The organism is Microbacterium sp. ZW T5_45 (assembly GCF_044987415.1).
In the GTDB taxonomy this organism is placed as follows: Bacteria; Actinomycetota; Actinomycetes; order Actinomycetales; family Microbacteriaceae; genus Microbacterium.
Map to the genome: position 1 here is coordinate 138545 of NZ_JBJDRJ010000003.1, position 22858 is coordinate 161402.

Genomic DNA, 22858 nt, shown 5'->3' on the forward strand with positions numbered 1-22858 from the left:
GGCCCCGCCTCTCATATGCCGGATCTATGCTGAACGCGTGACCGTCCAGATCGTGCTCGTCCACGGCATCCGCACGTCCGCGACGATGTGGCGATCGCAGCTCGCGTTCCTGGAGGAAGCGGGTGTCCCGGCCACCGCGGTCGACCTGCCCGGTCACGGCACGCGGATCCGTGAGGACTTCACGCTGCACGAAGCCCTGCACACGATCGATGCGGCCGTGCGTGCGGCGGCGGAGCAGGGCCCGGTGCTGTTGGCCGGGCATTCCATGGGTGGTCTGCTCTCGCTGGCCTACACCGGCGGGGCTCAGAAGCCTCCGGTGGACGGGCTCATCGCAGCATCGTGCACGGCACTCCCCCATGGTGCCAATCTGGCGACCTACAGGCTGCTGGCCGGCGCGTTGAACTCGCTGCCCGACCGCGGGTTGTGGCTCGCCGGTCGAGTGATCACGGCGACGATCCCGCCGGAGAACCGCGACGACTTCGCGGCCGGCGGGTACGCGCTCGACGCGCAGGATGCCGCGCTGCGCAGCCTGTCCACCCTCGATCTCGCCCCCGCGGTGCAACGCATCCGTATCCCGCTGTGGTTCGTGAACGGCCAGTACGACCAGCTGCGCATCAACGAGGCTCTCTTCCAGCGCCTCGCCCCGCATGCGGAACTCATCGTCGTCCCCCGCACGACGCACCTCGTCACGGCGATGCGTCCGCGGGTGTTCAATGCGGTACTGCGGCTCGCGATCGCGACTCTGGAGCAGGCCTCGCCCGCGATGTGAGCACGCCACCGACGACGGAGAACACCGCTGCGGCCGTGAAGACGAGCCAGAACCCGCCGACGAGGGCCACGAGCGCCGCCCCCAGCACGGGCCCGATGAGCTGTCCCAGCGCCGCTGTCACGGTGACGATGCCCAGATCGCGCGCGTGGTCCTTCTCGTCCGGGAGCAGATCGGCAGCGAAGGCCAGCCCCACGGTCGAGAACGCGCCGTAGCCCGCACCCATCAGCGCCGCGGCGACGAGCGTCGCCTCGAAGGTCGGGACGATGGCGATGACGACTCCGGATGCCGCTTGTACGAGGGTCGCCGCGACGGCCAGGCCTCGACGACGTCCTGTGCGGTCGGACACGATTCCCGTCACGACGGAGGCCGCCACGACGAACAGCGTGTACACGACGATGAGGAGGAGCAGGTTGTCCTGCGCCAGCGCATTCGGCTGCCCCAGGCCGTGGATGAGGAAGAAGAGGAAGAGGGAGGTTCCCAGCGCATTGCCGATGTTCGTGACGAGTCGCCCCGAGAGCATCCACGCGAAGTCGCGATCGCGCAATGATGACGTGCGGGACGTACGCGTCTGTGCGGCGCTCGGTGCGGCGGCCGGCGGGTCCGGGAGCAGCAGCGCTGTCCCCGTTCCGATGACGCCGATGAGCACGGCGAGCAGGACGTAGCCGTCGCGGATCCCGAGTCCGAGCAGCACGACGAGCCCGACCCCGAGCACGACGCCGACCGCCTGGCTCGATCCGACCGCGGCGGACGCCGCTCCGCGCTGACTGGACGGGAGCTGATCGGCGATGAGTGCGGTGAACGCCGCCGACGACACCGCGACACCGATCGAGACGCCGACCCAGGAGCCCCCGACCGCCCAGGCGCCGTCGACGAACCCGGTGAGCACGAGGAACACCGCCGTGGTCCACACACCGCCCAGCGCCCAGATCCGACGCCGGCGACGCCCTGGCGCGGTGCGATCGGAGAGAGCCCCGGCCAGCGGACCGGCGACGACACCCGCGAGGCCGCCGATTCCCAGCACGAGCCCCGACGAGACGACTCCGCTCACCCAGTCCGCGCCGGAGGTGTCGAGTTGCAGCGGGAGGAGGAGCTGCACCGGGGTGAGCTGCACCGTCCAGATCGCGAGCCAGGCCAGGGTGAACGGAACCATCCATCGTGGGCCGACCCTCACAGCAGCGCTCATCGGTCTCCTCATCATCGGGGCGGGTATTCCGATGATTCTCCTCCCGGCGCGGTGTTCCGCTCGAGCGCCGCTCCGTCGACGGTCGAGCCGTTTAGGGTGTTCCGGACGGATGCTGGTAGCATTGACTCTTGGCTTGCGTGTGGGTTCTTCCCTCACGACCGCCGTGCGGTAGCCCTCTTCTACCTCCGGCACTCCGAACAACTCCGTACAGAAAGTGTCCACACGTGGCAAACATCAAGTCGCAGATCAAGCGCAACAAGACCAACGAGAAGGCTCGCGAGCGCAACAAGGCCGTCAAGAGCGAGCTGAAGACGCACGTCCGCGCCACCCGCGCCGCCGTCGCCTCCGGCGACAAGGCTGCTGCCGAGGCCGCTCTGAAGAAGGCGACCCGCAAGCTCGACAAGGCCGTCAGCAAGGGTGTCATCCACCAGAACCAGGCTGCGAACCGCAAGTCGGCCATCGCCAAGCAGGTCGCCGCTCTCTGAGCATCCGACTGAAGAGAAAGGGCCCGTCTCCTCACGGAGACGGGCCCTTTCTCTTCGTCCTCGGTCGGCGACTTCTGCGCTAACGGGTCACGCCCAGGGCGTCTGCACGGGTTCGCCCGGCTCCCCCACCGGCTCTGCGGGGACGTCGTTGGCTGCGGGATCCTCCAGATCGAGTCCGCCGAGGGGCTCCTCCTCCCAGCGGACGAGGCGCCAACCGTTTTCGGGGTCGCCCTCGAGCGCGCACATGCCCGTGTTGTGCAGCCACCAGTGCGCGGATGCCTCGAGATCGACGTCGATGATGCGCGCGGCGGCCCACACCCGGATGGCGGCGCCGTGGCTGACGACGACGGCCGCCCCTCCGACGTGAGCCGCGGCGATGCGTTCGATCGCCGCGTCGTAGCGTGCGAAGAACTCGGTTCCACTCTCCCCGCCGTCGATCGCCGCATCGAGGTCGCCGGCGAGCCACCGACGAGCGGTGTCGACGTAGTCGAGCACCGCCTCGCGATCGGTGTGCATCTCCCATCGGCCCGCCGAGATCTCCTCGAGGCCCTCGATCACCTCGGTCTCGAGTCCGCGCGCGGCGGCGAGCGGCGCCGCAGTGAGCTGCGTGCGCACGAGCGGCGAGACGTAGATCGCGTCGATGCGCTCACCGGTCAGGGCCGCGGGCACAGCCTGCGCCTGCACGTGGCCGAAACCGGTGAGTCCCGGCCCTGGGCGCCCCGTGTCGAGGGCTCCGCTGACGTTGCTGGGGGTCTGGCCGTGCCGGATCAGCAGCAGCTTCATGATTCTCCTCCGAAGGGCTCGCGAGTGGCGATGATGGTGACCATGCGCTCGAGCGCGAAGATCGGGTCGCGGGAGGCACCTTTGACCTCGGCGTCGGCACGAGCCGTGGCCTGGATCGCCATGCCGAGCGAACGCTCGTTCCACCCGGCGAGGTCTCTCCGTGCCCGGTCGACCTGCCAGTCCTTCATGCCGAGGCGCTGGGCGAGCTGTCTGCTGGGTTCGCGGTTGCCGGCGACTCTGGCCATGCCCCGCAGCTTCATCGCGAAGGCAGCGACCATCGGCACGGGGTCGGCGCCCGACGCGAGAGCGTGGCGCAGAGCGATCAGGGCTTCGCCGTAGCGGCCGGCGATCGCGGTGTCGGCGACGACGAACGCCGACACCTCGACTCGTCCGCCGTAGTACTTGGTCACGACGTCCTCGGTGATGTCGCCGTCGACATCACCGATGAGCTGCTGGCAGGCGGCCGCGAGTTCGGTGAGGTCGTCGGCGAACGCCGAGACGAGGGCCCGGAGCGCGGGCGGTGCGATGCGCTTCTTGGCGGCCTTGAACTCGCCGGCAGCGAAGTCGACGCGTTCTCCGTCACGCTTGATCGCCGGGCAGGCGATCTCGATCCCGCCGCCGGAGCCCGCACGCAGAGCATCGAGGAGCTTCTTGCCCCGCACAGTCGCACCCGTGTGCCGAAGGATGACGGTCGCACCGTCCTGCGGATGCTCGAGATAGGCGACGGCCTCCTGCAGGAAGGCGTCGGAGCACTTCTCGACGCCGGACACCCGCACGAGCCGCGGCTCGCCGAAGAGCGAGGGCGAGGTGAGCGCGAGCAACGTGCCGGGCGCATAGTCGTCGGCGCGCACGTCACTCACCTCGAGCGCTGGATCCTCGGCGCGGAGATAGTCGCGAACTCCCGCGATCGCGCGCTCGGCACAGACCTCCTCGGGCCCGGAGACGAGGACCACGGGTGCCGGTCGGGGGTCGCGCCACGACACCTGGGGGATCTTGCTCGGCTTGGCGCCGCCACGTGCGGATGTGCGGGAACCTGCCATGGTCTCAGCCTACCCGGGGGCTCCGACGCTCTTCTCCGTCCAGACCTCGAGCTCATCCTCGCGCATGCCGAGCAGGATGCGCCCCCGCTGATCGGTGCGCAGCACGTGGGCGCCGATCGCGTCGAGCACGTCGAGGATCTCTTGGCGCGGGTGCCCGTAGTCGTTGTCCTCACCGACGCTGATGACCGCGACGGTCGGCCGGATCGACTCGTACAGGTCGGGTTCCTGATCGGCGCTCCCATGGTGGGCCACCTTCACGACGGCGAAGCCCGATCCCAGTCGCGCCGTGCGCATCAGCATCCGCTGCGACTCTGCGGAGAGGTCGCCGAGGAACAGAGATCGCGGCACCTGACCGCCCGCGATCTCGAGGATCACGCTCGCGTCGTTGCCCGAGGGGAAGACCGCCGATGAGCGCAGCGGCCAGAGCACGCGCCACCTCGCCGCGCCGAGCGCACCCTCGAGTCCGGCCGCTGCGTCGACGAGTCTGGCGCCGCCGTCCGCGAGGTCGGCGAGAATGCGTTCGTCGTCCGTCGAGGCCGTCGGACCGTGCAGCACCTGCATGGCGATGCCTTCGACCGCCGAAGTCCCGCCGACATGATCGAGATCGAAATGCGTCAGCACCAGAAGGTCGATGCGTGTGACGCCGAGTTCCTGCAGGCATCGACGGAGCGGCTCGGGGTCGGGGCCGGTGTCGATGAGCGCGATCATGCCCTCCGAGCGGACCACGAGTGCGTCGCCCTGACCGACGTCGCAGGCGGCGATGGCCCATCCGTCCGGAGTGGTGGCGGTGGCGAGCGGACCTCGCAGCAGCAGCTGCCCGGCCGATGCGGACACGACGATGACGACGACCGCGCCGGCGATGCGCCGCGTCCAGACCGGCAGCGGCGTCCCTCCCCCGCGCGCACGGGCGAGCACGACCGCGACAGCCCCGCTCACCACGGCGACGAGCAGTGCGCTTCCCATGCCCGGCACGAGCGTGATCTGAGCGAGCGGCAGTCCCGCGCTGATGTGAGCGGTCATCGCGATCCAAGCGGAGGGCAGCCAGGCCGCCGCGGCGAGGAGATCGGCGAGCGCAGGAAAGGGAGCGGCGAGACATGCGAGCAGGCCGATCACCGTCGCGATCGGTGCGGCCGGCCCGGCGATCATGTTGGCAGCGACACCGACGAGCGACTGCTGCTCTGCGAACAGGGCGATGATCGGCCCGCACACGAGCTGCGCGGCCAGCGGAACGGCGATCGCGAGAGCCACGGTCCTCGGCATCGCACGCTCCAGGCCCCGCGCGAGCGGGGACGCGAGCAGGATCAGCGCTCCAGACGCCGCGACCGAGAGGGCGAACCCCGGCGTCGCGGACAGCCAGGGGTCACCGATCAGGATGCCGATGCTGCACAGGGCGAGCAGCCCGGCCCCCGCACTGGGGCGCCCGAGCAGCACCGTCAGCATGGCGATTCCGGCCATCACGGCAGCACGGATGACGCTCGGCTCGGGGGTCACCAGTACGACGAACGCTCCCAGCGCGGCCGCCGCGAGAGTCACGCGGAGCCCGCGACCGCCGCCGCCGAGTGCGACGATCCAGAACACCGCACCGACCACGATCGCGCAGTTCGCCCCGGAGACGGCGGTCAAGTGGCTGAGGCCACTCGCGCGCATGTCGTCGTTCAGTTCGGTCGAGACCGCTCTCGTGTCGCCGACCGCGAGTCCGGGCAGCAGGCCGGCCCCGGGCTCGGGGAGCCTGGTCGCCCGCTCGATGAAGGCGGTGCGCGCATCCGCCGCGACCGCGAACACGCCCTCCGCCGGACGGACGACCTCCGCCTCGGACGCGAACACGACGAGCGCCGCACGTTCACCGGCATCCGTCCCGAGCGCCTCGCCCACGACACGGATGCGCGCGCCGAGGTCGAAGCCGTCAGCGGGGTCGACGCCGATCCGCACCGGCGCGACCACCGCTGCCGGCATGCTCCGCCCACCGATGCTCGAGGTCTCGGCGTCGAACCACAGCCGTCCGTCGCGGCCGATCGATGCCGACGACGAGATCTCGGCGACCACTTCCACCACGCGACCATCCACCTCGGCGGCCGCGGTTCTCGACGGCATCGCCGCCACGACGGAGAGAGACACCGCGGCCGCCGCGACGAGGACGACGATCGGAAGGCCGCCACGACGCGCTCCGCTGCGGCGACCGGCGATGACCAGCAGCACCACGCCCATCGCAGCCCCGAGAAGGCACGAGAGCAGGGCGATCGCGGCCGACGACGGAACGAAGACGCCGAGGAGCGCGGAGCCCCAGACGCACACCGCGACCGGCAGCAGCCGCAGGTCACGCCGATCCCGTCCGTCATCCATGGCGCCACGCTAGAGCCCGCGCCCGCGCCCGAATCCGACATCACCGCGATCCGCCGCGAGTGGTGCAGAGTTCCCCGCGAACGCCGACTGTGCACGATTCTCGAGCAGCAGGCGACGAGGGCCCGCCCACGGGCGCGGGGAGGCACCCGTGGGCGGAGGTTCGAGGAGCGCGGAGAAGGGAGAGCATCACCGCGAGACTTCCTCGAACCGATCGGACCGGAGTAGGCCCCAACTCACGGTCCGGAGATCACACGTCGCCACGAGGAAACGACGGAGGATCTTGAGCGATATATTCGCGTGTTCTCCACCCTCTTGACCACCTTTGCCCCCATCCGGGGGTCAGGATCAGACCCGGACGAGATCCCTCATGCCGGCGAGCAGCTTCTCTCCGATCCCCGGCACCGCAAGAAGATCGTCCACTGACGTGAAGCGTCCGTTCTGTTCGCGCCAGTCGATGATGCGCTGGGCCAGTGCAGGTCCGATGCGCGGCAGGGCCTCCAGCGCGGACTGATCCGCCGAGTTGAGATCGATGAGGCCGTCGGACGACGCCGGGTCCTCCGTACCGGGCGCGGTGTCGACCGCACCGATGACGGGAACGATGATCTGTTCGCCGTCCGTGAGCAGGCGCGCGAGGTTGATCGCCGTGAGATCCGCGTCATCCGTCGTTCCACCCGCCGCGGCGATCGCGTCGACGAGCCGGGCATCCAGGTCCAGCACGTAGAGACCCGGCTGATGAACGGCGCCCAGCACGTGGACGTAGAGCTCGCCGGACGGCGCTGTCGTCGCGGCATCCGATCCGAGGGGAACGGTCTCCGACGGAGCCGCCTGACCGCGCATGATCCCGACGCCCACGGCGATCGAGAGCACGATGAGACCCAGTACGACGGCCGCACCGATGCTCACCCGTGCGCGCCGCACGGGTGATGCGGTGGACGCTGTCGCTGGCACACGCCCACGGTATGTCGCGCCGGCGACACTGTGTGGGCGGAAGAACACACTCCGTGCAGAACCCGCGAACCCCGGGGCGCTGGGGACGAGCGGTCAGCGCTGCGCGAGCAGAGACCTCAGAGCGTCGGCCGTCTCGGGCCGGGCCGAATCGATCGCCCCGAGGATCCGGTCGCGGCGCGCCGAGGGGACCTCGGCCAAGGCATCGACGAACGCGGGGATTGCGTCCCGTCGACGCACGAGCAGCGGATTCAGCAGGTCGGGAACCTCCCGCCACCGGTCTCCGTGGTCGATCTCCAGGAGCGCGAGCACACGGGGGAAGTTGCTCGCGAAGTCGCCCTCGTCGAGCCAGGCACGATCCACCCGTCCGTCGTCACGGAACGCGACCGCAGCCGCGGTCCAGTCCGCGGGCCAGTCGGCAGGGAGCGGGTCGGCCACGCTCTCACGAACCGGTACCCCGAGAGCTGCCGCGACCGGTGTCCACCCCTCGACATCGCGGTCCCACCTGGCCAGCGCAGCGAGGACCAGGCTCCGCTCGTCCGGCGCCCAGCCTGCGGCGCCGCGCGCGAACTCCGCCCGAGTGGTGTCGCGCTCGACGAGCAGCCAGATCGCCGCGGCGATGCTGTCGTGATCACCGCGCGTCCGCAGCCATTCGGGGAGCACCTGCGCGAACGCCCGCCCCAGCGCCATCTCGTCCGCGAGGGACAGCGCACCGTACGCGGCCTCGTAGATGCCGTAGTCGTCGATCGCGTGCAGCGACCACAGGATCGCCTCGATCGTGTCCTGATCGACGAGCTCCTCGAAGTCGAAGACGTCGAGCATCGCGAGATACCGCTGAATGCCGGCTTGCTGGACCGCATCCTCCTCATCGCTGAGTGGCGGGGCATCGTCCTGATGGATGCTGCCGCCGAGGCGGATCAGTTCATCGCGCCACGCGCTGTCCCGCTCCGCCTCGGCCATGCTCAGCCCTTGACGACGATGCTGACGATCTTCGGCGCTCGGACGACGACCTTGACGATCTCCCGATCGCCGATCGACCGGATCACTCTCTCATCGGCGCGGGCCAGGGCTTCGAGCTCCGCCTCACCGATGCGCGCCGACACCTCGAGCTGAGCGCGCACCTTTCCGCCCACCTGCACCACCGCGGTGACGGAGTCCTCGATGAGGAGCTCGGGGTCCGCCGAGCGCCAGGTGACGAGGCCGACGGAGGGCTCGTGCCCGAGGATCTCCCACATCTCCTCCGCCGAATGCGGAGCGATGAGGTCGAGCATCACGGCGACGGTCTCGGCGGCCTCGCGCACCGCGGGATCGCCGGCGCCGGGACCGGCGTCGATCGTCTTGCGGGTGATGTTCACGAGCTCCATCAGCCGGGCGACGAGCACGTTGAACTTCGTCTGCTCGACCAGCGCCGGTGCCGCGGCCAGCAGCCTGTGCGTGGCACGGCGCAGCGCGGCGTCTCCCCCGTCGAACACGACGTCGACGGGGCTCGACACCTCGCCGGCGATCCGCAGGGCCCTGGCGATGAACTTCTGTGCACCCGTGGTCGAGACGTCGGCCCAGTCCTTGTCGTCCTCGACCGGTCCGGCGAAGGCGAGACCCACGCGCAGCGCGTCGGCGCCGTGCGCGTCGAGCTCGTCCTGGAACAGGACGAGGTTTCCCTTGCTCTTCGACATCTTCGTGCCGTTGAGGATAACCATGCCCTGGTTGATGAGGTTCGAGAAGGGCTCGGTGAAGTCGATCAGGCCCATGTCGAACAGGACCTTGGTGATGAAGCGCGCGTACAGCAGGTGCAGGATCGCGTGCTCGACGCCGCCGATGTACGAGTCGACGGGAGCCCAGCGCGCTGCCTCCTTCGGGTCGAACGCGAACGTGTCGCTGTTCGGCGAGAGGAAGCGCAGGAAGTACCACGAGCTGTCGACGAACGTGTCCATCGTGTCGGGGTCGCGCAGCACGGGGTCACCGGTCTCGGGGTCGACGGTGCGCACCCAGCTCTCGGCCGCGCCCAGCGGCGATGCGCCCTTCGGCGACAGGTCCAGACCCTCGACGCTCGGCAGCGTGACGGGCAGCTGCTCTTCGGGCACCGGGATGATCCGGCCGTCCTCGGCGTGCAGCATCGGGATCGGGGTGCCCCAGAAGCGCTGACGCGAGATCAGCCAGTCGCGCAGTCGGTAGTTCTTCGCGGCGCGGCCCGTGCCGGAGGCCTCGAGCTGCTCGATCGCCCGTGCGATCGCGTTGCGCTTGGACAGGCCGTTCAGCTCACCCGAGTTGATCAGGCGGCCCTCGCCCGTCAGCGCGATGCCGGTGACCGAGGGATGCTGGTCATCGAGGCCGGTGTCGATCGGCACGCCCTCGTCGTCGACCTCGATCACGGGCATCGCGCCGGTGACCGGTGCGGTGGTGTCGACGACGATCTTCACGGGCAGGTCGAACGCCCGCGCGAAGTCGAGGTCGCGCTGGTCGTGGGCGGGAACCGCCATCACGGCGCCGTGGCCGTAATCCGCGAGAACGTAGTCCGCGGCCCAGATCGGCAGTCGCTCGCCGTTCACGGGGTTGATGGCGTAGCGCTCCAGGAAGACGCCGGTCTTGGGACGATCGGTCGCCTGACGGTCGATGTCGGTGCTCTTCTGCACGTCCGACAGATAGCTCTGGAAGCGCTCGCGCACCTCCGCAGGAGCCTCGGCGGCCAGCTCGCCGGCCAGTTCTCCGTCCGGTGCGACGACGAAGAACGTCGCACCGTGCAGGGTGTCGGGGCGCGTCGAGAACACCGTCACCGGCTCGTCCCGTCCCTCGATGCGGAAGTCGACGTCGGCGCCGATCGAGCGACCGATCCAGTTGCGCTGCATCTGCAGCACCTTCGACGGCCAGCGGCCCTCGAGCTGGTTCAGGTCGTCGAGCAGACGGTCGGCGTAGTCGGTGATGCGGAAGTACCACTGCGTGAGCTTCTTCTTCACGACCTCGGCGCCGCAGCGCTCGCAGCGACCGTCGACGACCTGCTCGTTCGCGAGCACCGTCTGGTCGTTCGGGCACCAGTTCACGGGGCTCTTCTTGCGGTAGGCCAGCCCCCGCTCCTGCATCTTCAGGAACAGCCACTGGTTCCAGCGGTAGTACTCCGGGTCGGAGGTGTGCAGCACGCGCGTCCAGTCGAACGAGACGCCGTAGGACTGGAAACCCGTCTTCTGCTGCGCGATGTTCTGGTAGGTCCACTCCTTGGGGTCGGCACCCCGGCGGATGGCGGCGTTCTCCGCCGGCAGACCGAACGAGTCCCACCCGATCGGGTTCAGGACGTTGTGGCCGCGATGGCGCCAGAAGCGCGCGACGATGTCGGAGTAGAGGTAGTTCTCCGCATGCCCCATGTGCAGGTCGCCCGAGGGATAGGGGAACATCGCCAGCACGTATCGACGCGGGCGGGTGTCGTCGGCTCCGCCCGTGAGGAACGTCTGGTTCTCCGCCCAGTACTTCTGCCACTTGGCCTGGATGGCGTGAGCGGAAGGACCCTCGTCGTTGACGGGAGCGGAGGACAGGTTCTCAGACAACGAACGCACGACCAATCTGGGAGGAAAACCGGGATCAGTTCAGGATATCCGAACGCCAGAGCGCGGGCGTTCGGGCCCCCAGCGCGGCCAGCGGGGCTCTGGCCTTGATGGCGACCTCCGCGGTCTCCGCAGCGGCGATCGATCGCCAGGTGATCCCGCCGCCCGCACCGACGACGGCCTGATCAGCATCGACGACGATGCTGCGGATCACCATCGCGAGATCGAGCGCACCGTTCGCACCGACGTATCCGAAGCATCCGGCGTAGATCCCGCGCGGGCCGCCCTCGAGGTCGTGCAGAAGAGTCATCGCCGACAGCTTCGGCGCCCCCGTCATGCTCCCGGCGGGGAACGCCGCCTCGAGCAGATCGGCGAGCGTGGTCCCGGGCGCGACGGTTCCACTGACCGTGCTGACGAGCTGATGCACGGCCGGGTAGCTCTCGACCTGCCAGAGCGCATCGACACGGATGCTCCCGGGCACGCACACTCGGGAGAGGTCGTTGCGCATGAGGTCGACGATCATGACGTTCTCGGCGCGTTCCTTCTCATCGGCCACGAGTTCCGCGGCCAGCGCGGCATCCGTCTCCGTGTCGGCGCCCCGCGGGCGGGTGCCCTTGATCGGCTTCGTGCGCACGGCGCTTCCCCTGACGTCGAGGAACTGCTCGGGGCTCGCGCTGAGCAGCGCACGCCCCCCGATACGGAGGAACCCGCCATGGTGCGCGGGTGTCTCGGATCGGAGTCGCAGGTACGCGGCGACCGGATCGTGCTCCCCCGGGACGGTGAACCTCGTCGTGAGGCAGAGCTGGTAGGCGGCGCCCGCGCGGATGTGGTCCCGGCACCGTTCGATGAGTTCCCGGTACTGCGCGGGTGTGTGGCGCGCGTCCGCATCCTCCGTGATCCCGATCGGTTCGACGGATGCCGCCGCTCTCGGCTCCGCGACGAACGCGGCCCATTCCTCGAGCTCGTCGTCCGCGGCGAGCGCCCAGACCCGACCTGTGGAGTGTTCGATCGCAGCGATGCGCGTGGTGCGCAGCCACGCCCCGCCGTCGGCCGGCGCAGTGGGCGCGCCGGCTCGGCCTGCGCCGGTCTCGTAGTCGAACCAGCCGACCCAGCCGCCGCTGAAGGGGATGGCGCCCGTGAACGGGATGCCGCCGTGATCTGTCGTGTCCAGTCGCACATCCCGTGGGGCGGCATCACGCACCCCGGTGCCGAGGAAGCTCCAACCCTTCGCCGCGTCGGAGCCCGCGTCCAGCCAGAACACGTCCTCGAATGAACCCGCGAGAGCGAGGAAGAGCGCAGTGGTGTCGAGTCCCCCGTTCGGCAGGCGAGCGGCGTCCAGAGCGCGGGTGGTCAGAGGCTCGGGCACCTTGCCAGCCTAGAGGCGGCGCCCTCCCGTAGTCTCGTGACGTGGATGCCTTCCTGCTCTGGATCCTCGACACCGTCCAGTCGATCGATCCCGTCGCGCGCACCCTGATCGCCGCTGCGGCTGTGATGCTCGAGACGAGCATTCTCATCGGCCTGATCTTCCCCGGCGACACCGTCGTGATCATCGCGTCCATGGGCGTCGAGGGTCCGATCGAGGCGGTGGCCATGGTGGCCGCCGTCGTCGTCGGCGCGCTGATCGGCGAGAGCATCGGTTTCGTGCTCGGGCGTTGGCTGGGTCCCCGCATCCGCAGGTCTTGGGTCGGGCGGAAGATCGGCGAGAGGAACTGGGTCCGCGCCGAGACCTACCTGGCCCGGCGCGGAGGCATCGCGATCTTCCTCTCCCGGTTCCTGCCTGTGCTGCACTCGCTCGTCCCCCTCACCGTGGGGATGAGTCACTACTCCTATCGGCGATTCCTCGCGTGGACCGCCCCGGCGTGCCTGATCTGGGCAGCGGCGTATGTGAGCATCACGTCTCTCGCTGCGGGGAGCTTCCTGGAGCTGGTCGACCAGGTGCACTTCGCCGGGTACATCTTCGTCGGCGTGATCGCCGCGTTCCTGCTGCTCATCTTCCTCGGCAAGAAACTGATCGCCCGCTCCGAGGCCCGTCATCTCCACATCGGCGACGCGGAGACGGATCCCGACGTGAAAGACTGAGGCAATGGCCTCTGCATCCTCGGCCCCCCGGATCCACTGGTTCGCGCGCCTCGAGCACCGCTTCCACGTGTGGCGTGAAGGGCGTGCGCGCCGTCGCGGGCGGTCGGCGACGATCGTGCCCTTCCCCGGCTACGGCGGACCGGGCTGGGTGCGCGTCGTCGGTCGAGTGCTCATCGTGCCGCCGCAGCGGCGGACGAAGAACGGCGATCTCGCCAGCGTGCGGGGCTGGCGCAGCTTCGTCGGGATCCCGGTGAGCTTCGCGAAGGTCACCGTAAGCATCGGCGACACCATGCACGATGTCGTCGCCGATCGCGGCGGCGTGGTCGACGCGGTCATCCATGCCGACCTCCCCGCGGGTTGGCAGAGCTTCACCGTCTCGGTCGAGGGACAGCCGCCCGTCGAGGCCACGGCGTTCATCGTCGCCGCCGACACGAGATTCGGCGTGCTCTCCGACGTCGACGACACCGTCATGGTGACGGCGCTCCCCCGTCCCTTCATCGCGGCATGGAACTCGTTCGTCGTCGACGAGCACGCGCGACTGCCCGTGCCAGGGATGGCGGTGCTGCTCGATCAGCTCCTGCGGCAGCATCCGGGTGCTCCCATGGTCTATCTCTCCACCGGTGCCTGGAACGTCGCGCCCACGCTGCGGAGGTTCCTCGGCCGACACCTCTTCCCCAACGGGTCGATGCTCCTCACCGACTGGGGTCCCACGCACGACCGCTGGTTCCGCAGTGGCCGTGAGCACAAGCTCACCAACCTGCGGCGGCTCGCGACCGAGTTCCCGCACGTGAAGTGGCTCCTGATCGGCGACGACGGCCAGCACGACGAGGCCATCTACTCGGAGTTCATGTCCGAGCACCCATCGTCGGTCGCGGGAGTCGCGATCCGACGTCTGCTTCCGGCGGAGGCGGTGCTCGCCGGAGGCCGCGCGGGCAAGGAGCCGCACTCCGAGCACGTCGCCCCCTGGGTCAGCGCCGAGGACGGCGCAGGCCTGCGGGATCTGCTCGGCGAAGCCGGCATCCTGCACTGAGATGATGCTCTCCCGAGCCGAGTGGACGCGCCGCGAGCAGGCCCATCAGCAGCGAGCGGATGCTCTCACCGCCGACCACCGCGAGCGTGCGGCTCGACGCGAGAAGCATCCGGTCTGGGACTTCCTGTTCACCTACTACGGGTACAAGCCCGCGCAGCTGCGGCGGTGGCACCCCGGTGCCGGCATCGCGCTCGACGATGCCGTCGAGCGTCGCGACTGGCGCTGGTACGCGTCGGCCGGGTCATCGGGGGCGGTTCCCGATGCCGCGATGTTCGCGGATGACAAGCCGCAGCTCGCTGCGCTCGTGGAACGGATGCTGCGACGCACGGCGTCTCGCCCCGGGCAGTTCGGATGCTTCGGCCTGCACGAATGGGCCATGGTCTACCGCCAGGACGAGAACCGCCATCCGGTCCCGCTGCGCCTGGGGCGAACGGGCACCGACGCGGTGGTCGAGGATCACGACCTGCGCTGCACACACTTCGACGCGTTCCGCTTCTTCACCCCCGATGCGGTTCCCCTCAACCGCACCCCGCTGACCCGCGACGACCAGCCGCTGTTCGAGCAGCCGGGGTGTCTGCATGCGGGGATGGACCTGTACAAGTGGGCGACGAAGCTCGGCCCGCTGATCCCCGGCGAGCTGCTTCTCGACACGTTCGAGCTCGGCCGCGACATCCGCCTCCTCGACATGGAGGCAGCACCCTACGACCTCTCTGCCTGGGGCGTCGTCCCGGTGCGGATCGAGACGTCGGAGGGCAAGGCCGAGTACGTACGGCGTCAGCGGGTCTTCGCCGACCGCGGTGCTGTTCTGCGCAGCGCGCTGCTGGAGGCATGGCTCGGGGCGCCGATCGCCGCCTGAGGGCTCACCCGGCGGGGGTGCACGTCGGGCACACCGTCCACTCCGCGCTCGCAGCCGACGCGCTCAGCCGCAGTGCGAGCACCCGTGTCGCAGCATCCGCGAGTCTCTCCGCGGGCAGAGCGCCGCTCTGCACCGCCGCAGTGATGCCCGCAGCCATCTGCCCCGCGGTCTCGGGTGTGGATCCGGCGACCATTAGCAGGAGATCGCTGCCGGCGGCGAGGGCGCTCACGCCGTTCGCAACCGGGTCGCTGTAGGCGGAGATGCCGGAGGAGAGCAGCATCCCGAGATCGTCCGTGACGATCACTCCGTCGAATCCGAGGTCCTCCCGGGCGATCCGATGCCAGGCGGGCGACAGCGAGGCGGGAGCCGAGTCGACCGCGGTGTAGGAGAGATGACCGAACATGAGCAGCGATGCGCCCGCGTCGATGCCGGCGGCGAACGGCAGCGCATCGCTCGTCCGCCACTCCTCGAGGCTCTTCTCCGTGCTCGGGATCGCATGGTGCGAGTCCCCGGGTGCCGCACCGTGGCCGGGGAAATGTTTGAGCGTCGATGCGAGGAACTGCTCCTGCGCGACGGTCGCCGCGGCGACCCTGTCGGCGGAGCTCTGCGGGTCGGTTCCGAGAGCGCGTCCGAAGATGAACGACCCGGGATCCGCTGTCACGTCGGCGATCGTCCCGAAATCGACCGTGATGCCTGCCTGGGCGACGAGTGCTCCTCGACCGGTGAACGCGATCGAGGTCTCGTCCACCGGCAGCGCCTTGAGCGTCGTCGATGCGGCATACACGTCGCCGGCGAGCCGCGACACCAGGCCGCCCTCCTGGTCGACGGCGATGAGCGGAGGGAGGGCGGAGTCCAGGACGAGCGCCGCGCTGAGGCCCGCCAGCTCCTGCAGGGTCGTCGGGATGTTGGCTCCCATGAGCAGGAAGCCGCCGAACCCCTGCGCCATGTAGGCACGCAGCGCCGTCGGATCGGTGCTCGGGATGTGCCCCATGATCACGCTCGCGGCCTGCGCACTCGTGGGCATCGCGGCGACGAGCTCTGCCGCACGGGCCTCGGGGCCGCTGCGAGCTGGCGAGGTCTGCGCGGTGGTGGCCTGCGCGGTGGTCGCCTGCGCGGGGGCGGGCTGCACAGGGGCGGGCTGCACGAGCTCGGCCTGCGCCGATGTCGATGCCGAGGCGAAGAGCACCGCGAGAACCGCTCCGAGAAGCACGACCGCCCGTCGCCCGACCGCCGTGGCGCGGGTGGCCGTCATCAGTGCGAGAAGGCGTCCGCGATGGCGACGGCGCTCTCGGGGTCGCCGTTGCCGAAGCGCAGCGTCCTGCCGATCGTCGACGGGTCGGCGATGGTCGCGGCGATAACCGCGGCGACGTCGGCCCTGGTCACCTCGCCGCGCCCCGCTGGGTCGATCTGGATGCGCCCCGTGGGCTCGTCGAACGTGAGGGTGCCTGGGCCGAGGATCGTGCCATCGAGATCGACCGAGCGCAGATGCTCATCCGCTGCCCACTTCGCGTCCGCATAGGGGAAGAACGCGGCGTCCTCGGGTACGCCGTGATCGGCGGTGGATCCGAGCCAGGAGACCATGACATAGCGACGCACGCCGGCGAGCACCGCGGCATCCATCGAGCGGATCGCCGCGTCGCGATCGACAGCGTAGGTGCGGCCGGAGTCTCCCCCGCCCGCACCCGCCGACCAGACGACTGCGTCGTGACCACGGAGGATGTCGGCGAGTCCCTCGGTGTCGATGTTCTCGATGTCGGCGACGAGCGCCGTGGCGCCGCCGGCTTCGACGTCGGCGACATGGTCGGGGTTGCGGATCACGGAGGTGACCTCGTCGCCGCGAGCGACGAGGAGCGGAGCGAGCAGGAGGGCGATGCGACCGTGGCCGCCGAAGACGATGACACGAGACATGCCATCCAGCCTACGCGTGCTGCTCAGCGCGGGGTCTGCGTGCTGTCGATCACGAAGGCCTGGGGATGGTCAGGCAGGTAGCGCACGACGACCGGCTCTCCGCTGGGGAGGTAGACGTCGCGGTCGGGGTACACGGCAGGGCTGAAGAAGTTGCTCTCGAGCGTGTACTCGACGCCAGCGGTCGTCGAGAACGTCACCCAGTCGCCGTCCATCGTCGCCGTCGTGGGTATGCCGTGCTCATGGATGTAGGCGCGGGTCAGCGGCACGCCGGTGAGACTGAGGATGCCGATCACGAGGTTCGCCAGCATGACGAATGCGAGCACCCGGAAGAGGAGGCGACGTGCCCGCCCGAGGAGGCTCTCGGTCCTCCGCGGCTCGTCGGCGGCGAGCCCCTCGCTCTCGCGGACGATGCGCAGCGCCGCACCGGGGATCGCGCCCCGCGACGAGGCGGCGAACAGACCGAGGATCGAGAAGCCGGCGATGAACACCATCGCGTACGCGTGCGACGCCGGGAAGTTCAGCAGCCAGATCAGCGTGTCGGCGACGTTCATCGTGTGGGCTCCTTCTCGATCGTGACGGCGACGGTCTGCGGATCCTCGCGTCGATAGAAGGCCCAGATCGGGGAGCCGACCTGGAAGCGGGAGATCGCCTCCGGGTAGGCGAACACGGTCGTGTCGGCCTCCCAGGTCGCTCCTCCCTCCGGCGCCATCAGCACCGAGAGAGCGAGCTCGCTCTGGCCTTCGAGGCGGCGCCCGGTCGGGCGGATGGCGAGCACCGATGCGGGCACCTGGATACCCGTGGTGCGAGCGCGGACGAGATGCGGCGGGATGAGGCCCCGGGCGATTCGCCACTGCAGCATCGCCTCCCGCACCTCGGGGTCGCGCAGGTCCGCGAGCTCGACGACGTCCGGACGCGCGGGGTCGTATCGCACCGGTACCGGCTGCCCGACCTGGAGGCTCGCGATGTCGCTCGCGTCGATCAGCATCCGCATCTGGCCGACGAACTCCTCGCCCTCGGGGGGTGTGACGCGGACGAAGACGTCGTACTGGGGGACGTCGTTGATCTCCGTCCCCGTGCGATCGATCCTGACGATCCGGCCGACGCCCAGTCGGGTCTCGCCCCGGGCTGCACGACCACGACTGATCCCACGGAAGCCGCTCATCACTCCGCCGAGGGACCCGATGATCCCCCAGGCCACGCCGATGAGGATCGGGGCGCCCAGCGTGTCCTCGCCGGCGAACGGAAGAATCGAGTGCCGTTGATCGACCCCGAAGAGACCTTCGCCGGTCCAGATCACGAGCCATGCCGACAGCAGCAGCCAGACCACGAGGAAGACGATGCGCAGCATGCGTCCAGGCTAGCGAGCGTCGACGGTCTCGCGCTCTCCCTCGAGGATCCGCTGCACGCCCTTCGCGGCCGACCGACCGGCCCTGTTGGCGCCGATCGTGCTGGCCGAGGGACCGTAGCCGACGAGCTGGATGCGCGGATCGGCCACCGCTGTCGTGCCACGTCCGTGGCGATCCAACTGGATGCCGCCGGCAGCGGAGCGCAGATGCAGCGGTGCGAGGTGCGCGATCGCCGGGCGGAAGCCCGTGGCCCAGAGGATGACGTCGACGGGTTCGAACGATCCATCGGCCCAGCGAACGCCGTCCGGCTCGATACGGCTGAACATCGGACGCCGGTCCGCGTACGCCCCGAGGCGCTCCGCCTCCTGCTCCTGGGGCCGCAGCATGAGCCCGGTGACGCTGACGACGCTCTCCGGAGGAAGACCCTTCGCGACGCGCTTCTCGACGAGGGCGACGGCGGCGGCTCCCGCCTCGGGAGTGAAGTCGTCGGTGCGCCAGACCGGCTCGCGTCGGGTCGCCCAGATGGTGTCGGTGAGCGGCGCGAGAGCACCGAGGAACTGCACGGCAGACGCGCCACCTCCGACGACCAGCACGCGCTTGCCGATGAATTGCTCAGGTCCCGGGTAATCGACGGTGTGCAGTTGCTCGCCGAGGAACGTCTCCATGCCGGGGTAGTGCGGGAGGAACGGATGCGTCCAGGTGCCGGTGGCGTTGACGAGGGTGCGGCCGCGCCATCGCCGGTCGCCGGCGTGCACCACGAGGACGCCGTCGTCGTCCTGGACGCGGTCGACGCGGACCGGGCGGATCACCGGAAGCCGGTGCGCGCGCTCATAGGCGCCGAAGTAGGCGGGTACGGCGACGTTCGCGCGCTGGCCGTCGCGAGGCGGGGGCGTATCGCCGGGGAGCTCGGCGACGCCGTGGACGTCGCGCATGGTGAGAGCGTCCCAGCGGTGTCGCCATGCCCCGCCGGGTTCGGCGTCAGCATCGAGGACGACGTGGCGGATGCCGAGGCGGGTGAGGTGGTACGACGCCGAGAGTCCGGCCTGGCCGGCTCCGATCACGATGCTGTCGAAGATGCTCACCCTGATCCCAACGGTTCCGGGTTCGGCGTTGTTCCTAGAGCTCGATCTGGTAGTGGGTGAAACCGCTGTGCGTGGCGACCCGATCGTACAGATGGCGGGCCGTCTCGTTGCTCTCCTGGGTCAGCCAGTACACCTTGGTCGACCCGTGCTCGCGCGCCCAGTCGGTGACGTGGGCGATCAGGGAACGTCCGACTCCCCCGCCTCGGGTGTCCGGTGCGACGAACAGGTCTTCGAGGTACGTGTAGTGGCTGGTGGTCCAGGTGGCGGCGTGCGTGAGCCAGTGCACGATCCCGATGGCGCGGCCGTCGTCGTCGCGGGCGATCGCTCCGTGGAGCTCGGCGTCGGCCACGAGTCGACGGAAGGTCTCCCCGGTGACGGCATCCGGCACGCTCGCCTCGTAGAACGTCAGGTAGCCGTTCCAGAGCTCCGTCCAGTCGTCGAGGTCGGCGGCGGTGATCGGGTGGATGCTGGCCATCGCTCCAGCGTACGGGCAGCGATGCCCGGCCGACGCGCCCGGGATCGCCGGGCCGATTGGCGGTGGCGGCGATTCCTGTAGTACGCTTTTCGAGTTGCTCCGGAAGGTTCGGGCAGCGAGATGGGCCTGTGGCGCAGCTGGTAGCGCACCTGCATGGCATGCAGGGGGTCAGGGGTTCGAGTCCCCTCAGGTCCACGAAAAACCCGCGAGAAATCGCGGGTTTTTGCGTTTCCGGGCACGAGCCACGGACATCGACCTCAAGAAGCGGCTCCAGCGCTTGACCTGTAGCGCGCAACAGGTTGAACAATGAGGGCATGTCCGATCTGCTGCTGCCCGATGTCGATGCCGTCGTACCACCCGAAGGACTTCCGATCGGCAAGGTCGCCGAGGCGATCGGCGTCGGAGTCGAGGCGTTGCGCTACTACGAGCGCGAGGGCCTGATGCTCCAAGCGGCACCGCGCGACTCCGGCGGTCGCCGTCGATACGGCGAGAGAGACGTGGCATGGATCTCGGGCCTGGTGATGCTGCGCCAGACCGGCATGCCGATCTCGGACATCCGCGTGATCGCGGAACTGAGTCGGCGCGAGGGCACGGAGCAGGAGCGCCTGATGTTCTTCCAGGAGCACCGAGCACGCGTGCTCGAGCGTCTCGATCAGACGCACCGGCACCTCGCCGCCATCGACCGGAAGATCGACAGCTACCGAGCAGCACAGGCGAGGGAACGAGATTCTCGGGACCGCATGCCCGAGGCTGCGCCGGCGACCGATCTGCACGCGATCCTCTCGGCATGGTGGGAGGCCATCGCGGCACTCGATCTCGATTCACCGCAGAAGGACTGGGACGCCATGACCTCCTACCTTGCCGACGACTGCGTCGTCTACTTCGGAGGAATGGGTTCGCCGGCGACTGCGGGCGTCGGAGCCGTCGACGCGGACCTGAGGAAGGTCCTGACGTATTGGAGGCTGGTCGAGCGCCGCGTGCTCACACGCGGAGCGGATGCTGCAGGCACGACCATCTTCGCCAGCATGAACAACCGGCTCGAGATCCTCGGCGAGGCGCTCGACTTTCCCGAGACCGAGGTCGTCACGTTCGACGAGGAGGGAAGGATCGCACGGTACGAGTTGTACTGCGATCCGGCCCCGATCGCGGCCCTGATCGCCGCGAGGAGGCCCGCCGCCTGACGCACATGCTGGGCTGAGTGCCTAGAATCGACGAGGAACCATCACGCTGCGCTGGCGGGATTCACTCTGCCCGTCGGACGGCCGACAGGATCAGCATCCGAAGATCCGCCTCTTAGTGCACCCGTCGGATACGACCGGCGCACTGGACATCGGAGGCGATCATGTACGTGAAGATCTGCGGGCTGTCGACCATCGAGACCCTCGGCGCGGCGCTCGACGCCGGCGCGGATGCTGTCGGGATGGTCATCAGCACGAGAAGCGTGCGCAACATCTCCCCCAATACCGCTCGGTCGCTCTGCGACTATGCCGGTCGGTCCGCCGATCGGGTGCTGGTCGTGAACGATCTCGCCGTCGACGACGCCGTCCGACTCGCCACGACCATCGGTGTCGACGTGCTGCAGTTGCACGGCCCGAAGTATGCGCGCGCCGACCTGGAAGCGGCCGCCGGGCTCTTTCCTCGCGTCTGGCGCGCGACATCGCTGGCGCACTTCGGCGGCGAGCCGGTCGGCGCGTGGGGCGAGGAGTCGCTGCTTCTCGACTCGCCGGTACCCGGCTCGGGTGAGACCTGGGACATCGGCGGACTGGCGGACGGCCCCATCGAAGGGCGCTGGCTCCTCGCTGGCGGCCTCGACCCCGACAACGTCGGCGACGCGGTGCGCGCTGCGCGCCCGTCCGGGGTGGATGTCTCCAGCGGCGTGGAGTCGGAACGGGGCGTCAAGGATGCAGAGCTGATCTGGCGGTTCATCGCGGCAGCTCGGTCCGTCGACGCGTAACGCGAACGCAGACGTTCACAACGGCCGCGGACGCAGTGCACCCCTTTCGTTATCCAGTCGTGATCTTCACGACTGCAGGAGCCGTCGATTCTTTGTTCGAATGTCGGTGGTTGGTGGTGTACTCGTCGCATGGTGGTTCTGGTGGATGCGTCGGACTCGCAGATGGCCGTGTTGGCTGATCTGGTCGAGTCGTTGAGCGCGGCCGATGCCACCCTGAACGCGATGATGGCCGCACGGGACGGGATGCTCGCGCTCGCCGGTCGCGTCGCCGTGGATATCGCCCGTCAGGGGGCGCACCCCGACCGGGGCGACATGACGATCCGGGCCGTTGCGGCCGAGATCGGGCAACGGTTGCGGGTCAGTGATCGCACGATCGAACGCCGCATCGGTGACGCGTCCTGGCTCGTCGACGGATTCCCCGCCGTCTGGCAGGCACAAGCGGCAGGGCGGATCAGCTCCGCCCACGCCCGGGTCATCATCGATGCCGGCTCCCACCTGGAGGACGACGCCGTGCGGGCGGCATATGCGGCGGCGGTGCTGCCGTTCGCCGAGGTCGAGTCCCCGAACCGGTTGCGGCCGATCGCGAACAGGATCGCGGAACGCTTCCACCCCCGCAGCATCGACGACCGTCACAAGGCCGCACGCCCGAAACGACGCGTCTGGACAGCGGATACCGACGACGGCATGGCCGACCTGCACGTCCACGCCCCCGCCGTGCTCATCCACGCGATGATGGACCGCCTCTCCCAAATGGCACACCGCCTCCGCGAAGAGAACCAGAAAGCGAAACGAGACGCCACCACCGCCGGGATCCCGTTCGACGCAGACGACCGCACCGTGGACGAGATCCGCGCCGACCTCATCGCCGACCTCGTCCTCACCGGCACCCCCACCGGCCACGACACCACCGACACACTCCTCACCGAGATCTGAACCGCCCTGGGTTTCGTTCCGTTCCTTTATCGAGAGGATGGGAACATGCCCGCGAAGTATCCGGAAGCGTTCAAGGACCGTGCGGTCCGCATGGTGTTGGACAGGCTCGAGGCCGATGAG

The 22858-nt window shown here is 69.3% G+C and carries 22 protein-coding genes and 1 tRNA gene; 9 read left to right on the forward strand and 14 right to left on the reverse strand.

Annotated features, from left to right (window positions below; genetic code table 11):
* Window positions 1-37: 37 nt before the first annotated feature.
* Window positions 38-769 (forward strand): alpha/beta fold hydrolase, encoded by a 732-nt coding sequence (locus ACI3KS_RS02510; RefSeq protein ID WP_404914855.1) that lies wholly within the window; start codon window positions 38-40, stop codon window positions 767-769.
* Here the strand turns inward: ACI3KS_RS02510 and ACI3KS_RS02515 are convergent.
* On the reverse strand, window positions 711-2174 hold the full coding sequence (locus ACI3KS_RS02515) for an MFS transporter (protein WP_404914857.1): 1464 nt from the start codon (window positions 2172-2174) through the stop codon (window positions 711-713). The two genes, ACI3KS_RS02510 and ACI3KS_RS02515, sit on opposite strands and share 59 nt — an antisense overlap.
* Before the next feature lie 2 nt (window positions 2175-2176).
* On the opposite strand from ACI3KS_RS02515, the gene rpsT reads away from it, so the two are divergent.
* Window positions 2177-2437 carry a 30S ribosomal protein S20 gene (gene rpsT / locus ACI3KS_RS02520; protein WP_404914859.1) on the forward strand — a complete coding sequence of 87 codons (261 nt, stop codon included), beginning with the start codon at window positions 2177-2179 and terminating at the stop codon, window positions 2435-2437.
* An 87-nt stretch (window positions 2438-2524) separates the two neighbouring features.
* On the opposite strand, the gene ACI3KS_RS02525 is transcribed toward rpsT, so the two are convergent.
* From ACI3KS_RS02525 to pabB, 7 genes are all read right to left on the reverse strand, one after another.
* On the reverse strand, window positions 2525-3220 hold the full coding sequence (locus ACI3KS_RS02525; RefSeq protein ID WP_404914861.1) for a histidine phosphatase family protein: 696 nt from the start codon (window positions 3218-3220) through the stop codon (window positions 2525-2527).
* A complete protein-coding gene (gene holA, locus ACI3KS_RS02530; RefSeq protein ID WP_404914863.1) occupies window positions 3217-4260 on the reverse strand; it encodes a DNA polymerase III subunit delta in 1044 nt (347 codons plus the stop codon). The genes ACI3KS_RS02525 and holA overlap by 4 nt, the downstream gene beginning before the upstream one ends.
* A gap of 9 nt (window positions 4261-4269) precedes the next feature.
* Window positions 4270-6600, reverse strand: a complete 2331-nt coding sequence (locus tag ACI3KS_RS02535; protein WP_404914865.1) for a ComEC/Rec2 family competence protein — start codon at window positions 6598-6600, stop codon at window positions 4270-4272.
* A 345-nt stretch (window positions 6601-6945) separates the two neighbouring features.
* Window positions 6946-7548 carry a helix-hairpin-helix domain-containing protein gene (locus tag ACI3KS_RS02540; RefSeq protein ID WP_404914867.1) on the reverse strand — a complete coding sequence of 201 codons (603 nt, stop codon included), beginning with the start codon at window positions 7546-7548 and terminating at the stop codon, window positions 6946-6948.
* A 93-nt stretch (window positions 7549-7641) separates the two neighbouring features.
* Window positions 7642-8505: a hypothetical protein gene (locus tag ACI3KS_RS02545; protein WP_404914869.1), complete on the reverse strand. Its 864-nt coding sequence runs from the start codon at window positions 8503-8505 to the stop codon at window positions 7642-7644.
* Between the two features lie 2 nt (window positions 8506-8507).
* Window positions 8508-11078 (reverse strand): leucine--tRNA ligase, encoded by a 2571-nt coding sequence (gene leuS / locus ACI3KS_RS02550; RefSeq protein WP_404914907.1) that lies wholly within the window; start codon window positions 11076-11078, stop codon window positions 8508-8510.
* Window positions 11079-11112: 34 nt separating this feature from the next.
* Window positions 11113-12441: an aminodeoxychorismate synthase component I gene (gene pabB / locus ACI3KS_RS02555; RefSeq protein ID WP_404914871.1), complete on the reverse strand. Its 1329-nt coding sequence runs from the start codon at window positions 12439-12441 to the stop codon at window positions 11113-11115.
* 41 nt (window positions 12442-12482) lie between these two features.
* Here pabB and ACI3KS_RS02560 point away from each other — a divergent pair, with 41 nt between their 5' ends.
* Genes ACI3KS_RS02560 through ACI3KS_RS02570 form a run of 3 tightly spaced genes read left to right on the forward strand, consistent with a single transcriptional unit; the run spans window position 12483 to window position 15040 of the window.
* Window positions 12483-13154, forward strand: coding sequence for a DedA family protein (locus ACI3KS_RS02560; protein WP_404914873.1), 672 nt, complete (start codon window positions 12483-12485; stop codon window positions 13152-13154).
* Window positions 13155-13158: 4 nt separating this feature from the next.
* The gene (locus ACI3KS_RS02565) at window positions 13159-14184 is read left to right on the forward strand and encodes an App1 family protein (protein ID WP_404914875.1); all 1026 of its coding nucleotides are present in this window, start codon (window positions 13159-13161) and stop codon (window positions 14182-14184) included.
* A gap of 1 nt (window position 14185) precedes the next feature.
* Complete coding sequence (locus tag ACI3KS_RS02570) at window positions 14186-15040, forward strand: 3-methyladenine DNA glycosylase (protein ID WP_404914877.1); 855 nt, start codon at window positions 14186-14188, stop codon at window positions 15038-15040.
* 4 nt (window positions 15041-15044) lie between these two features.
* Here the strand turns inward: ACI3KS_RS02570 and ACI3KS_RS02575 are convergent, their stop codons facing one another.
* From ACI3KS_RS02575 to ACI3KS_RS02600, 6 genes are read right to left on the reverse strand one after another with little or no spacing between them, the layout of a single operon-like run.
* Window positions 15045-16292 carry a glycoside hydrolase family 3 N-terminal domain-containing protein gene (locus tag ACI3KS_RS02575; RefSeq protein WP_404914879.1) on the reverse strand — a complete coding sequence of 416 codons (1248 nt, stop codon included), beginning with the start codon at window positions 16290-16292 and terminating at the stop codon, window positions 15045-15047.
* On the reverse strand, window positions 16292-16948 hold the full coding sequence (locus ACI3KS_RS02580) for an NAD(P)H-binding protein (protein ID WP_404914881.1): 657 nt from the start codon (window positions 16946-16948) through the stop codon (window positions 16292-16294). The genes ACI3KS_RS02575 and ACI3KS_RS02580 overlap by 1 nt, the downstream gene beginning before the upstream one ends.
* A gap of 23 nt (window positions 16949-16971) precedes the next feature.
* Complete coding sequence (locus tag ACI3KS_RS02585) at window positions 16972-17499, reverse strand: hypothetical protein (RefSeq protein WP_404914883.1); 528 nt, start codon at window positions 17497-17499, stop codon at window positions 16972-16974.
* Window positions 17496-18296, reverse strand: coding sequence for a DUF3592 domain-containing protein (locus ACI3KS_RS02590; protein WP_404914885.1), 801 nt, complete (start codon window positions 18294-18296; stop codon window positions 17496-17498). The genes ACI3KS_RS02585 and ACI3KS_RS02590 overlap by 4 nt, the downstream gene beginning before the upstream one ends.
* A 9-nt stretch (window positions 18297-18305) precedes the next feature.
* Complete coding sequence (locus tag ACI3KS_RS02595) at window positions 18306-19376, reverse strand: NAD(P)-binding domain-containing protein (RefSeq protein ID WP_404914887.1); 1071 nt, start codon at window positions 19374-19376, stop codon at window positions 18306-18308.
* 34 nt (window positions 19377-19410) lie between these two features.
* Window positions 19411-19851, reverse strand: coding sequence for a GNAT family N-acetyltransferase (locus ACI3KS_RS02600; protein ID WP_404914889.1), 441 nt, complete (start codon window positions 19849-19851; stop codon window positions 19411-19413).
* 122 nt (window positions 19852-19973) lie between these two features.
* On the opposite strand from ACI3KS_RS02600, the gene ACI3KS_RS02605 reads away from it, so the two are divergent.
* The 4 genes from ACI3KS_RS02605 to ACI3KS_RS02620 all read left to right on the forward strand — a co-directional run bounded on the left by ACI3KS_RS02605 (window position 19974) and on the right by ACI3KS_RS02620 (window position 22738).
* Window positions 19974-20046 (forward strand) — tRNA-Ala (locus ACI3KS_RS02605).
* 119 nt (window positions 20047-20165) lie between these two features.
* Window positions 20166-21032, forward strand: a complete 867-nt coding sequence (locus tag ACI3KS_RS02610; protein ID WP_404914891.1) for a MerR family transcriptional regulator — start codon at window positions 20166-20168, stop codon at window positions 21030-21032.
* Window positions 21033-21193: 161 nt separating this feature from the next.
* Window positions 21194-21805 (forward strand): phosphoribosylanthranilate isomerase, encoded by a 612-nt coding sequence (locus ACI3KS_RS02615; RefSeq protein WP_404914892.1) that lies wholly within the window; start codon window positions 21194-21196, stop codon window positions 21803-21805.
* Window positions 21806-21934: 129 nt separating this feature from the next.
* Window positions 21935-22738 (forward strand): DUF222 domain-containing protein, encoded by an 804-nt coding sequence (locus tag ACI3KS_RS02620; RefSeq protein ID WP_404914894.1) that lies wholly within the window; start codon window positions 21935-21937, stop codon window positions 22736-22738.
* Window positions 22739-22858 lie beyond the last annotated feature (120 nt).